8 protein-coding genes are annotated in these 14,621 nt (G+C 41.0%); 1 reads left to right on the forward strand and 7 read right to left on the reverse strand.

What is annotated here, in order from left to right; all coding sequences use genetic code 11:
• Together V7L01_RS34975 and V7L01_RS34980 are read right to left on the reverse strand one after the other, a co-directional pair.
• Window positions 1-4,577, reverse strand: a 4,577-nt coding sequence (locus V7L01_RS34975; RefSeq protein ID WP_335042959.1) for an nSTAND1 domain-containing NTPase, incomplete at its 3' end; no start/stop codon positions are given.
• Between the two features lie 28 nt (window positions 4,578-4,605).
• The gene (locus tag V7L01_RS34980; RefSeq protein WP_335042960.1) at window positions 4,606-5,955 is read right to left on the reverse strand and encodes an ATP-binding protein; all 1,350 of its coding nucleotides are present in this window, start codon (window positions 5,953-5,955) and stop codon (window positions 4,606-4,608) included.
• 464 nt (window positions 5,956-6,419) lie between these two features.
• Here V7L01_RS34980 and V7L01_RS34985 point away from each other — a divergent pair, with 464 nt between their 5' ends.
• The gene (locus V7L01_RS34985) at window positions 6,420-6,692 is read left to right on the forward strand and encodes a hypothetical protein (RefSeq protein WP_335042961.1); all 273 of its coding nucleotides are present in this window, start codon (window positions 6,420-6,422) and stop codon (window positions 6,690-6,692) included.
• Here V7L01_RS34985 and V7L01_RS34990 read toward each other — a convergent pair.
• From V7L01_RS34990 to rpaB, 5 genes are all read right to left on the reverse strand, one after another.
• Window positions 6,681-11,543 carry a CHAT domain-containing protein gene (locus V7L01_RS34990; RefSeq protein WP_335042962.1) on the reverse strand — a complete coding sequence of 1,621 codons (4,863 nt, stop codon included), beginning with the start codon at window positions 11,541-11,543 and terminating at the stop codon, window positions 6,681-6,683. The two genes, V7L01_RS34985 and V7L01_RS34990, sit on opposite strands and share 12 nt — an antisense overlap.
• Window positions 11,544-11,593: 50 nt before the next feature.
• Window positions 11,594-12,352 carry a DUF1822 family protein gene (locus V7L01_RS34995; RefSeq protein ID WP_335042963.1) on the reverse strand — a complete coding sequence of 253 codons (759 nt, stop codon included), beginning with the start codon at window positions 12,350-12,352 and terminating at the stop codon, window positions 11,594-11,596.
• Window positions 12,349-13,044 (reverse strand): hypothetical protein, encoded by a 696-nt coding sequence (locus tag V7L01_RS35000; protein WP_335042964.1) that lies wholly within the window; start codon window positions 13,042-13,044, stop codon window positions 12,349-12,351. Before V7L01_RS35000 ends, V7L01_RS34995 begins: the two co-directional genes overlap by 4 nt.
• Before the next feature lie 114 nt (window positions 13,045-13,158).
• Window positions 13,159-13,422, reverse strand: coding sequence for an HNH endonuclease (locus V7L01_RS35005; protein ID WP_335042965.1), 264 nt, complete (start codon window positions 13,420-13,422; stop codon window positions 13,159-13,161).
• 395 nt (window positions 13,423-13,817) lie between these two features.
• The gene (gene rpaB, locus V7L01_RS35010) at window positions 13,818-14,549 is read right to left on the reverse strand and encodes a response regulator transcription factor RpaB (protein ID WP_335042966.1); all 732 of its coding nucleotides are present in this window, start codon (window positions 14,547-14,549) and stop codon (window positions 13,818-13,820) included.
• Window positions 14,550-14,621: the final 72 nt, after the last annotated feature.

Here is a 14,621-nt window from a genome sequence, read left to right on the forward strand (position 1 = left end):
TCTAATGATGCAGTGACAATGCGTTTTCCATCTGCGCTAAAACTTGCGTTTAAGACACTGCTAGTATGCCCTTTAAGTTCAGCTATTTGTTTGCCCGACAAGTCCCACACTCTGGCTGTCTTGTCTAATGATGCAGTGACAATGCGTTTTCCATCTGCGCTAAAACTTGCGTTTAAGACACTGCTAGTATGCCCTTTAAGTTCAGCTATTTGTTTGCCTGACAAGTCCCACACTCTGGCTGTCTTGTCATTTGATGCAGTGACAATGTGCTTTCCATCTGCGCTAAAACTTGCGTTTAAGACACTACTAGTATGCCCTTTAAGTTCAGCTATTTGTTTGCCTGACAAGTCCCACACTCTGGCTGTATTGTCATTTAATGCAGTGACAATATATTTTCCATCTGCGCTAAAACTTGCGTTTAAGACACTACTAGTATCCCCTTTAAGTTCAGCTATTTGTTTACCCGACAAGTCCCACACTCTGGCTGTATTGTCATTTGATGCAGTGACAATGTGTTTTCCATCTGCGCTAAAACTTGCGTTGTTGACTGTATCTGTATGCCCTTTAAGTTCAGCTATTTGTTTGCCCGACAAGTCCCACACTCTGGCTGTCTTGTCTAATGATGCAGTAACAATGTGTTTTCCATCTGCGCTAAAACTTGCGTTTAAGACAAAACTTGTATGCCCTTTAAGTTCAGCTATTTGTTTGCCCGACAAGTCCCACACTCTGGCTGTATTGTCATTTGATGCAGTGACAATGTGTTTTCCATCTGCGCTAAAACTTGCGTTGTTGACTGTATCTGTATGCCCTTTAAGTTCAGGTATTTGTTTGCCCGACAAGTCCCACATTCTGGCTGTCTTGTCTAATGATACAGTGACAATATGTTTTCCATCTGCGCTAAAACTTGGGTTTAAGACACTACCAGTATGCCCTTTAAGTTCAGGTATTTGTTTGCCTGACAAGTCCCACACTCTGGCTGTCTTGTCTAATGATGCAGTGACAATGCGTTTTCCATCTGCGCTAAAACTTGCGTTACTGACACTACGAGTATCCCCTTTAAGTTCAGCTATTTGTTTGCCCGATAAGTCCCACACTCTGGCTGTCTTGTCTAATGATGCAGTGACAATGTGTTTTCCATCTGCGCTAAAACTTGTGTTTAAGACACTACTAGTATCCCCTTTAAGTTTAGCTATTTGTTTGCCCGACAAGTCCCACACTCTGGCTGTCTTGTCTAATAATGATGCAGTAACAATGTGTTTTCCATCTGCGCTAAAACTTGCGTTTAAGACACTACTAGTATGCCCTTTAAGAAGGGCTATTTGTTTGCCCGACAAGTCCCACACTCTGGCTGTCTTGTCTAATGATGCAGTGACAATGTGTTTTCCATCTGCGCTAAAACTTGCGTTTAAGACACTACTAGTATGCCCTTTAAGAAGGGCTATTTGTTTGCCCGACAAGTCCCACACTCTGGCTGTCTTGTCTAATGATGCAGTGACAATGTGTTTTCCATCTGCGCTAAAACTTGCGTTGTTGACTGTATCTGTATGCCCTTTAAGTTGATTGCGCTCATGAATATTATTTAAAATTGTTTGTAAAGCCAAATTGGGGCTGGCTGCTGGATACTCTTCTAGAGGACGTTTGTCTTTGACTAACCCTTGCAACTCTTGTCCAGCCTGCATTGCTAACAGTAAGGGTTCGATTTCTTGTAACTGAAAGTTCTGCCACGCCGTAATTCCAATTCGTTCTAATCTTGTGCCTGTTTGGGCTTCTTGGCTGGTGCGATATGCTTGGTTGGCAAAAAAGGCAGTAATTCCAGCCAACACAAGGGAGATACCTAAGACCCCTGAACCAAGACGAATGCGCTGTGTTGCTTTGTGGTTAGCATCTGCTAAGATTTGCTTTGCCTGCTCAGATTGCTGAAGTTGCTCTTGAGCTAGTAGACGTTGCCCTTGTTCTAACAGGCGTTGCTTTTTTTCCCTTTCCAATTCTGCCATCAACTCCTGGAGCTTAGGCTGCTGTTGCTGGCGAATAAAAGCTGCTAAATAGTCATGTACTAGTTGATAACGATTAGCCGAATTCTCTGGTAACAAAATTACTAAACCAGATTTGACTAAAATCTCTAATATCAAATCTAACTTATTACCTTCTGCCGTAACATCTGCGGCTAATACTTGCAGTTCCAATTCCAGCTCAACACGAGTTTTGAGTGGACGAGTCCCTTTTTCATCTGTCAGCAAGTACAACAATATTTCTGCTATTTGCTGATTCTCAACACCACAATCATTCACTACCTCTGCCAAATAGCGTTTTACCAGTTCTTCTCGCGTACCACGCTGCTGATATTCTCCTAGAGTTGTGATGTTATCTGTTTGCAGTTGCGCTCCCACTATCTGCAATTCAATGGGACGCACTTTACCTAATCCTTTTGCTAGATCCTGCACCAGTTGCTCAATCAAAGCAGGTTCTAACTCAAAATTAGCAGTCTGAGTCAAACGCTGAATTATTGACTTGGTGTCTTCAAGTGTGAAATTTCCCAATTCGTAAAGTACATTACTGCTAAGAATGTCCTTACCAATAATTGTCATACTGGCTAAACGGTTACACTCTAGTAAATAATGCAGATAATCTACCCGTAGTGACAAAATTACTTTTACTGAAAGAATATTGAGGCATTGTCCTAAAAACTCAAAGAACTGCTGCCTTTGGGCTTCTTGTGTGTAAGTAAAGAAAAATTCTTCAAACTGGTCAAAAATCAGCACTGTTCTGAAATTGCGCTGTTCATTCTCATGCAATTGGTCAACTAAAGCAGAAACCTCAAATTTTAAAGCTTGCTCATCTCCTGCTTTGCGCCTTTCGTATAAAGCCTGTTTCAACGAGCGCCCAAGTTCGTCTACCCAATTGGTGTAAACTCGCATTGCTACGGGTAGATAGTCTTGAATACCTACACTTTTATTTTTTAAAGCTGGGACTAATCCCGCATTTACTAATGAACTTTTACCAACCCCTGACTGCCCATGAATGACTATTAGCTTGTGATCATGCCGTCCTAAACGTTCAACTAATCGTTCAATATCTAGTAACCGACCTGATGCAGCGATTTCAGGAGCAATGCTTTCTTGAACTTCAGTTTTAGTAGTTGCAACAAGAGCAAGTTTAGTTGACTGCAACCTTCCTGCACCAATAAACGCTCGTAAACCAAACTGCTGTTCAATAGACCTCTGTTGCTGTTTTGTCTCATAAGCTTTGAGATATTCTTTCTTTTCAAAGTAGAGACGCTGCAAGTAACTAAGAATATCCAGGTGGAGGTGTAAGTCTTCTATGGGGCTGCTAGCATCTCTTGCAGCTTCTAAGTTGATAACTGCGTCTTGAAATGAACCTAATTGATATTGAGCCTGTGCTAAAAGATATTTGTACAAGCTTAAATCAAATGAAATTACGGATTCTCCTGGTAGTTCATAGAGAATTCCTGGATTATCTGTTTCCAAATTAGGGATTAGCGATAAAACTTCCAAAGCTTTCTCTACCAACTGCTTTGCTTCACTCCAATTCTCCTGCGCTAGTGCCACCTGCGCTAAGAAACCATAATCCGTTGCTAATTCTTGTGGCTCATTATTGGCTTGGTGTATCTCTAAAGCTCGTAATGTCAGATTTTTTAACTGTTCCCACTGTTTGAGATCCCGCAGAATCTCACCAAATGTAATCACAAAGTTAGTAATTAGCTCTGGGCGTTGAGCTTGAGTTATAAAATTAATATATTCTTGAACATATTTCTGAGCTTTTTGCCATTCAGGATGATTAATGTCTTTATATTTAAAAGCTTTTAAATAGTAACAATAAGCTATATTACCAATAATTTTCCCTTCCCGTTCTGAATTATTAAGCTTTTGCCAAAGCGTCCTAGATTTTTTATGATATTCCAACGCTATATCTATTTTACTATTAGCTTTCTTTACCACTCCTAATAAGGATGTTAAATTAGCCTCTGTTTCTAAAGAATTAACCTTTATCTCTCTTTGTGCTGCCTCCAATTCTAATTCTAATGTCAAATACCTATTTACACTTAAGGTTAAATTACCGCTAAAATATTCATCAGCCAGTTGTTTAATAAACTCGCTTAAATCAGGCTGCGCGATTGCAAAACTTCTGCTAGTTCCCCAACTCTCCAGGTCAGGGGCAATCTCCATGATGGTGTGGTGGATTTCTTCACTAATCCACACAACTATGGGAATAGACAAGTTTTTGCGAAATTCTTCACGTACTTGATTAGCACTTGTCAACATCTGCGGTAAATCTTGCAATGATTCCCAGCCCACAATCATTAGAACTTGGGTATCTGGCTGTAATTCTGAACGGATTGCAGCGTAGAGCGTTCTTTCCGATTCTTTGAGTTGCAATACCTGAATCTTAATTTTACAGATTTCACTTAACCTTTCTATCAAGCGAGTCCGTAAATCACTGTAATTACACCGCGCCCAAATCAGCTTAAATTTTCCCACAGAAGCTTGAAGCGTCCAAGCTAGCTGCTGTAGCGATCGCTCGTTGTCTATGGGTTCATTTGATTGGCGCTGTGTATCCATAGAATTTTGATAATCGTGAACTGCTCCTTCAATTAGTTAACTCTGCCGCCTCTGCTAAAATCGGGTTTAAATCAAACCACGATTCGCCCCCATCTCGGTATTCAAACACAAATCTACTACGGATTAGCTTTTGGTATCCTTGATCATCACTGACTTTTTTCTTTCGCTTAACATAACGTAGCAATTCCCACTCCGAATCTGAAATCGGCATCATCATCTCATTACGACGAGAGCGAATCACTTGCTCTAAGGTATTGCAGGAGAGTGGAAGTGTCATTTCCTCCTGTATCAAAGTATTGAGCAACCTGAGCAAATCTCGCACATGACCACCACTCAGTCTGCACAGGCGTTCTAAGGTTTCTGCACTGTCGAAAATTTCAGTAATGTAGTTTAACCGCTCGTCTGGTTGTAAATCAGGGAATGCCCTAGCCAGAACCATCTGCTGCATCAACGCCATCCCCTCAAGATGTATGCTACCGTCTGGCCATTGCACTGGAACCATCGGCAGTACCTTCGGGTCTTCCGGGAATCTTTGGGTCAGCATTCCGTAATCGTTGGAGAACTTCAGCGCCAGGGGCATTGTGAAAACTAAATGGCAATTGAGCTTTGTCAAAAACTCTCCCTGATCCACAAACAGATATTCCTGCTGTGGGCGACCCCACGGTTTAATTCGGTTATCTATGCGGTCGAGGTTATCTACAATCACCACCAATCCCTTTTTCCCCTGCTGCTTCAGTTTGGCGATCGCAGGCTCTAGTAGTTCTCGGTTAATCGCTTCCAGTAGCCTGGTTTTCTGTGGCCCCAAGTATTGGTTGAGTTTTTCCCGCAGCATCGGGTTGCTTTTCGTCTTCGCTGTGATTTCTCCAATTCCCAGTGCTAGGGAAAATTTCTCCTTTTCAGTAGACAAGCCAACGTCGCCAACTGGTGTTTTTACCTTAAACGCCGTTACCTCAGAGTCCAGTACTCTCAACGCACCTTGCAGCAGTTCGTGGAATTTGTTCGGTTCCGAGAGCGTGATTTTCTCCAAACTTTGGCTTACACGGTGGGCGATCGCGAGTAGCACATCTGCAATGTCTACATCGGTCATTTCTAAGTCTTCACTCGACTCAAAATATACTACGTGATAACCTGAATCTTCTAATTCCACTTGTAGCCTTACTAGCTCTGTCGATTTTCCACAGCCGATATGACCAGTGAACAGGGTGCAGGTCGGTTCGTTGGCTTTGAAGAATGTGATTTTCTGCTTCAGCTTGCCAATAATATCCCCACCCCTTACTGAGGAAAAGTCAATGTAGTACTTCTTGTCTGAACCTTGATTCACGTACAAAGTCCGGCTGGGGTCTGTTCGCTGGAAAAACTCTAGTAAATCTATGGTCATAAAAAAAGTAATATATTTTTGTTTTGACACCAGTTGGATTGGGGCATAGCTGGACTGGCAGAAAAAGAGGGCTTATGCCTTATACAACTTGAGTATTCACTTTTACGGACTGTAGCGCAATATTCCGATTGCAGGAAGTCAACAACGCACTGCGCGTATAATTCGATTGTTACCAGTGGCTGCAAACTCTAGTGGTGCGCCATACCAACTTTGCCGTGGTGGTAAGCTTCAGGTGCGCTTGTACATGGAAACAGTTGTACAAAGCTTTTCTCTACCCCTGTGCCTTTTTCTATAAGCGCATTTTTGGGTTGGCAGACCGCTAGGGGAGCTACCTGTACAATAAAAAACTGCGCTTTGTAGAACCAGCGCAGTTTTAAGTAGTGGAATTTACATAAGGGACTATTAGGATTGGTTTACATTCGCCACTCTGCGGCATACCATCATCGCCCCTTCAACACATCAAGTTGTTCACCCAAAGATTTTTTGAAGTTAGCGAGGAGTTACGGCAGAAATTACATGAGCATGGCTATCAAGTTGTCGAAATGCCGATTAAGCAATTCCTGGGTGAAGACCATCACATGAACGGCGTGGAACTCGAAGATGGCACTGTCATTGAGCTAGAAGCTGGACTCATTTCAATGGGGTCGAAGTATGACGCTGATTATCTGGATAAATTCAATCTAAAAAAGCAAGATGAAAACTCAGTCACTGATAAGATACAGCAGTTATCGATTTAACCCGGAACAGGTGAAAGCTGCCCAATAATAAGGGTGAGAGAAAGGTTTAGACTCTCCACAAAAAGATTCCAAATCTTTTTTTGCTTGATAAATTCGGTTGCCGATTTTGGCATATTTTTTATATTCTTCATCGCGTTGCTGATACATTTGAGAATCTTGTGGATGAATACCCCGTTCTTTTTTAGTTTTTTTAAGCAGCGTGTCGGTTTCCTTGGCTTTCTGCGTCAAAAAAGAACTTAACTTAGATTTGTAAATGGTGGTAAGAGTTTCACCTGTAAGGGTACGTAGTTCAAATTGAGCTTGTCTAATTGATTGCAGTCGTTTGTTTCCCTGATGTCGGGATTGATAGTAAAATAGTGAAAATAGTGCTGTTGCCAAGTCATCTACTGCCCAGAGTGTACTGATAACGCTTTTAGCCCCAGCACAAAGAAAACCTGTTGAAAGAGTGAGAATATCGTCAGTTATTTCAGCAACACCCAAGCCAGTTTCGCAGCAAGAGAGAAATACATCTTCTAACTGAGGAGTGCGCCAACTTGGAGTTAATAATTGACCTAAAGTAATGTGTCCATCTGCTAAAATTAATGCTGATTCTAGAGGATTATAGGGCCGCGATTCCGCATGATGACTAGAATGAATTACTTGAACTTTTTGTATCAGTTGACGATAGTTGCTGACACTAGCTTCTTGACTACCTTTTAAACGTTGATTATCAGGAATATTATACAAATTTGCTAGTTGTTCTCCTTCCCAACTAGCGTAGGGTAAATCTTCAGTAGCATCTTCAACAATACCGTAGTTCATAAGACTACTGACTGAGGGACGGTTGTGACAAAATTCTAAAATTTGGCAGCTAGGAACGTAACGAATTAAAAATTTATCTCCCAGATATTGACTTGATGCTATTGGTAAAGCAGCAAAAGGAATTAGATGTAATGCTAGATGAGGAACAAGAATCAATTCATCAATATTTTTTAGATGTTGTGCAATTAAATCATTTAACTTTAAGACTTCAGCTAGTTCTGCTATTAAAAAAATAAATTGCTCTTTCCAAGTATCTTTGTGATGAACATATTGCCCTAACCAGTGAGTGAAAATCGATGATTGTAAAGTTTCAAATCCCAATTCCGTACAAGTGTGCAAAGTAATTTGATTCTGCCGGATGATAAAGATATGGGTGTGATTCGAGGTAGTATAAAAGCTCAGAATAGCTGTTGTAGGTACTTTAATTAGCTGCTGTATCGATGACAAATTCATAGGACTTACTTTAATTTGACCAGCCAGAACAGGATCTAGACGGCGCATTTGTTCCCAAATTTGCTGTTTTTCAGCTTCCAAATCTGCAATAGTTTCGTTATAAGCTTCGATAGCAGCCCGACTATGTGGGCTTTTACCGAGTTTATTACCATCCAAGTTACTGCTATTATAATGGTGTCTTAGTTCATTATCAATTTGCCGTTGTATAGCTTCAAAATCTTGTAAATACTGTTGAATTTCGGTAGGAATTTCCCCATCTGAATAAAGGTCATTACTTGCCATTAAATCTACGAGTCGTTTTGAGCGAGAACGTTCGACATATTCAACAGCTTTATTGAGTTGTTTATTATTAATACAAGCTTGCACCATATTTTCATAAACATGGAGAGAATCAGCTAAGATTTCTTGACGACGTGATTCTGAACTTGCCCAAGTGCGACTGGTTTCTACAGCTTCAATTGCCACACTATAGCCCCTAATAGCTTCAGTCCAATCACCAATGTTAAAAGCAGTGTTTCCCAGCATTTGTCCTGCTTTTAGGCATTCGTCAGGAAAAGCGGTAGGAGTGAAGATTTTTAAAGCTGAACGATAAGAGGTAATTGCTGCTTCTATTTGCTGTTGTTGTAAGAAGACATTTCCTAGATTCAGATGAGTCATCGCCCACTGTCGGGGAGATTCATCTTTTGTTAAAACTTGTAAAGCTCCTTTATGAGCAGCGATCGCCTTTTCTAAATTTTCGCTCCTATCCCCATGAATTCGGTGAAGATAGGCATTAGCCAAATTTATATGAACTTCTGCCCAATTTGTGGGAAAGGCTGCTTTTGTGTAGACTTGTAAAGCAGATTGATTAGCAGCGATCGCCATTTCCACATTTTCTGCTGTATTACTATAACGATAGGCAGATGCAAGATTCATTTGAGTTTGCGCCCAAAGCTCTGGGAAGTCTTCACGAGTACGAATGGAAAGGGCATTTTGATAACAAGCGATCGCTTTTTCTAGATTCTCAGCCTTGTCACCTGCAAGGCGTTGGCTTTGCCCGCCGCAGGCATCGCGGTAAACAATACCTAGATTGTTTTGTACTTGCGCCCATTGTTCAGGATCTTGATCGCGTGTGAAAACCTGCATCGCAGCTTCACCAGCCTTGATTGCTAGTTCCGCATTTTCCACCTGATCCCCACGAATTCTATAACCATAAGTAATGACCAAACTATTTTGAATTGTTGCCCAGAGTTCGGGAAACTGTTCACAGTTACACACTTGCAAAGCATTGTGTAAGTAAGAAAGTGATTGTTCCAGATTTTCTGCTTGCTCACCCTTTATTCGACGGTGGTAAGCATTGCCCAGCATAGTTTGACACAGACACCATTCTTCTGGTGAATCTTCGTAAGTCAATACTTTAGAGGCAAGTTCATACCCTGTAATGGCAATCTCTAAATTATTCCCCTCACTACCCTGTCGAAATTCTTTAATCAGAAGGCTCAAACCTACAAGGCTTGCAGCAATGTCTTGTGAATATTCTGGTGGCGCTTCACACAGGATAGCTTCTGTTTTCAAACGCAAGACAGTCGCAAAACGTTCATCAAGTTTGTCTTTGTTTACTTCCAGTAATGGGTATACAGCGCCTTTAGGGTTTGGGAGGTTCTCAAATACTGCTTCAAACAGTTGAATCTGAAAGATTTCGCGGATGGCATCTTGAATGTTTCCCCATTGTTCAGGGAAATCTTTCTTGGTATAAATAGTAGCGGCTACCTCATAACCTGTGGCAGCAATTCTTAAGTTAATTGCTTTATCGCCTTGTGGAAACTCCCGAATCAGATTACTAAAACTTAAAATATTTGTAGCAATTTGAAGAGATTGCCCTGATGGTATGTGTCCGAAAACATCCTCAAGCTCTTGTAAGTGTTGAACAAATTGTTCATCTAATTTGTTTAGGTTATTTTCGAGAATCTGATATACAGCTTGCGATTCTCCATTGCTTTCAGCAGTTACTTGTAATACCTGTCCGAGGAATTGGGAATTTGAGTAAATTTGCTGAAATTCATCAGTATCCAAAAAAGTTAAAAGATGTTGAGAACCAGAACGTTCTGCATATTTCCTAGCTTTATCCCGTTCCCCATTGGTGATACAAAAGACCACCATATTTGTGTAGGCAAATATCTCTTCGGGAATTTCTTGTTTCTGAGAAATACCTGCCCAATGACGGCTTTGTTCAACAGCTTCAATGGCGATCGCATAACCTTCAAAAGCTTCTGCTTTCATGCCAGCAGCAAAGGCTGTTTTACCTAAACTCAATCCAGTTGTGATGCAATATCTAGGGAAATTGGTGGGATTGAAGACTTGCAACGCAGCGCGGAGACAGTCAAGCGCTTCAGTAATTTGACCTGTTTTATAATAGGTATTTCCCAGGCTGGTTTTTGTTTCCGCCCATCGCTGAGGATAATCAGAAATAGTGTAGACTTCTAAGGCGTTAATATATGCCGAAATCGCCTTTTCTAGATTCTTTTGTTTATTACCAAGAATCCTCTCAGCGTAGGCAGAACCGAGGTTATTTTGACTGCTAGCCCAATAATAGGGCGATGCCGAATGGGTACGTACTTGTAGGGCAACTTGATAACAAGCGATCGCCTTTTCTAAATTCTGTGCTTTATCGCCTTGAATTCTAAAAAGGTACGCATTCCCCAAATTATTTTGAAGAGTACCCCAAAGTTCAGGAAGTTGAGCGCGGTTAACAACTTTTAAAGCAGCTTCATAGCAAGAAATTGACTTTTCGATATTTTCAGCTTTGTCTCCTATAATTCTGTCAGTATAGACAAGACCGAGATTACTTTGCAGACTCGCCCACTCTTTGATAAAACTGTCGCTGGTGTAGATAAGCAAGCCATTATTACAAGCAGCAATTGCCTTTTCTTGGTTATCGGCGCGATTTCCTCGAATCCGATGGCGGTAGGCTGGTGCTAAATTTAATTGGATATTAGCCCAAATTTCTGGGACAATCTGACGGGTAAAAATTTTGGTAGCAGCTTCTAAGCCAGTAATGCTAATTTCTAAGTTAATTGCTCTGTTCCCAAAGGGAAATGCCCAAAGCATAATACAGAAATCAACAATACCCGATCCGACTAATATTACTTGTTCTGTTATTGAGTCGTTGTTCAGTAAGCTAAAGTTTATCCAGTAATTAAACTGTTCATAAAAATTATCATTGAGTTGAGCTAAGTTAGCTTTAAGTAGAGGATAAACGGCTTGTGGATTGTTTTTATGTTGAGCGATCGCCCACAATATTTCACCCAAAAAAGCAGGAGGTCTGATAAGATTATCTGTTGCTGAAGGCTCATCTCTATATAATTCCAGTTCCTCACCTAGCCAATGAGCTAAATTTCTCAAAAAGTAAGCAAAACGAATATCTCCTTGGTTAACCCGGATTTGAGCTACCATTTCCAAAGTTTCTACAAACCCAGCATCAACCAAGTGTGCGTATTTCCTGAGAATCTTCATTTCTCTACCACTAGGACAGTTAAGTAGCTGTTTAATCAGCTTGAAATAAGCTTTTTGGCGTTGAGTAAAATCTGGCGATTTTTGATAACCGAATCCTTTAGCCATGACAATTGAATGTTTTGGGTAGTTATATACATCATTCCCAACTGCTCAAACTACGCAACATCTCCCCAAATTTCTACTAACTTCTCCAATAGCATTTCGGCTAAAGCTTGTAATTCGCTATCATCTTGCTGAATTGCTTCACGAGTAGCACCAACAGCGCGAGTATCTCCAGCTAATATTTCCCCTCCAGCGTAGCGCCACTCAAATTCATCGCCAGTTCGGTAAAGAAGCTCAAACTGTGCCACAATCTTTGATAAAGGTTTGTTGTCTAATACGGACCGTACTTGTACTGCCACGGAGTCATCAGTTTGCAGAAAAGCGATCGCAACTTCAAGACGAGTAATTTGCTCAAGGAGAGACTCAATCGGCTGGAGTCCTGACACTGCTAGCTGTGCAGGCGGATTCACTTCATTAACGGCTGGTGCAAATCCTAATAGCTGCACTGAATCTAGGCTTTCCTGAAACTGTATAGCTACATAACCAATCCTATTTTCTATAGTATCTGGTAATAAAATGACAGTTTCTTGGGGTAAAACTGGACGGCATTCTAATGTTCCCACATTTGGAATTACCAAATCAGCTAAATTTGATAAAGCTGCTTTAACTGGATTCCAAGAATCTGATGAATTGAAATCTGTTGGTATTTGCAACCATTTTAAATAGCTATGAACTGCGTAAACTGCTAACGCATTCAAATAAACTCGCTTACCTTTTTCTACTGTGCTTTGTTGAGCGGCTAAATGTCTTGCTCTAGAATGAATTTCTAAATCTAGCGGAACCATTAACAAGAGGGAAGTTGTGCTGTTCATAACGATTGCTCCTGTTTATATCCTAAATCTTCGACAATTTTTTGAAGTATTGGTTCGCATTTTCTCTTCCAATGCGAATTGACGGTTGTATAAGGAATGCTCAACTCTCGTGCTATATCTGCAATTTTGTCAGGTGGTTCTTTGAGTACACGTCTCTGGCTGAGGAATTGACAATTACAATGAACAGAAGAACCAGAATAACTATTTTTGAGCTTACCTTCGGGATCTTGCTCAATGTAAAGCTCTAATTCTAGACCAATCCGTTGAGTAGTTTCCCGTTGAGAATTTTCAATTAAACTATCTAAACCACTCAAAGTAGAATTGGGTAGATTATCCAGCAGAGTTATTTCCCCAAAGTCGGAGGCTATGGGAGCATCTAAACTGAGTGGAGCATTTTTCTTCGGTAATGATAAATCTTGAATTCGCCTATAGAGATAGCTGTTAATCCACTTCACCAAACTTTCTACAACTGAACCAGAATAAGGCTCAAATCGAGAAATATTCTTGCTAATCCACTCAAAGGTACGGTTTAGCGCTGCTGGATAGTCTGGATGAGGGGATTTGGCTAATCCTGGGAGTTGCTGAATTTCTAGTAGTAGTCGGTGCATAGACAATCGCCATTTTCCGCTGTTAGGTGGTTGTTGACGTACCTCTGTAATTAAGGTATTCAACCGTTGATCTAAATCATCCATACATTTTTTTAATGTGTGGTTTTTATGATGGACATTATCTCATTTAGGCAGATGCTTACACCAACGATATCCAGAAGTTATCGGAAGCATCTTTTGACAAAATTCAATTAAATGCTATTCATGAGTTCTATTTGTAAGTTCAAAAATATTTCTAATTTGTGGAGGCAATAGACTGTTCCCACGGGAATTATTGCAAGTGAAACAAGCCAAACGCAAATTCGAGAGACTATTAGAGCCGCCCAGACTCTTGGGAACTAAGTGTTCAATAGTTCTTTCGGATTTGGTCATTTGCTTGCTACACCAGCAACAGCGGTTTCCATACATTTGTAATAATTGGTGTCTCTTGCTACGCCTAGAGGTTGGAGACATATTAGCCATAATTTAGCTGCCTGAGTATCAAGGTTTGAAGGTGTTCACTTGTTTAACAGGGCAGTACTAAAAAATGACGCAGAGTTTTTGATTGCGTTGCAAAAAGCAGAAACTATAGCAGTTCTCATTTGGATGCAACACATGGTATTGACACAGCGATACTCATTGGTATCAACTTAACCTTAAAAAGGCGGTTAGAAACCGCACGCCAGTCGCCTCTCCTATCGGAGACGCTGTTCGCGTTCAAGTCGAGCCAGCCCTTTGCGGGGTTCACCCACGTCGCTGGCTGCCTCGTCTACACTTCTTAACTGAACTACATTAAGCCAATTGCGATCGCTATTGCATTGGTTAATATACAGTCAAAACAATTCACGCATGATCAATTTCATGAAATGGTTAAGGTGCTATTCCTGCTCTGAATCAATAATTCGTGGGAAAAAATAACCACTACCTCTTGCTGTGATAATGAATTCTGGGTCGTTGGGGTCGGATTCTACCTTTGTCCGCAATCGTGAAATATGCACATCTACCACACGTGTGTCTGTATTCATCTCTGGTACAAAGCCCCACAATTGCTGTAATATTTCAACCCTTGAAAAAATCTTTCCCGAATGATTTACTAACAACTCCAATAAGCTAAACTCCACACCTGTCAACCGAATGCGTTGCTCGTTATTATGGACAAGCCGTTTATTGATATCGATTTTGAGATTGCCCACATGGATTATTCCAAAGTTAGGAATAGTATTGATACTACTTTTGTGGCAGCGCCGCTTTAGTACGCAGGCAATTCGAGTTGACAGTTCTTTGGGTGAGAAAGGTTTCGTCATGTAGTCATCAGCACCGAGTTCCAGCCCAGTGATTCGGTCTGCTACATCTGCCAAGGCTGTTAGCATAATAATTGGTACGTCTGATTGTTTCCGTAATTCTTGACAGACACCGTAGCCATCTAGCTTTGGCATCATTACATCTAGAACTATCAAATCAGGGGTCAACAGGCGAAAAGCTGACAAAGCTTCTTCACCATCACTAGCTGTAATTACACTGTAGCCAATCATTTCTAGACGCGTCTGTAAAATCCGGCGGATGCTGGCTTGGTTGAGTCGATGGGGGGTATTATCTCCCGCACCTCTCAGTTAATTAGAGTCGATGCTCCTGTTACCAGGAGACACCTCTCCTTCAGAACGCGGACGTGCAGCTTTGACTGC

The organism is Nostoc sp. (assembly GCF_036917095.1).
Lineage (GTDB): Bacteria > Cyanobacteriota > Cyanobacteriia > Cyanobacteriales > Nostocaceae > Nostoc.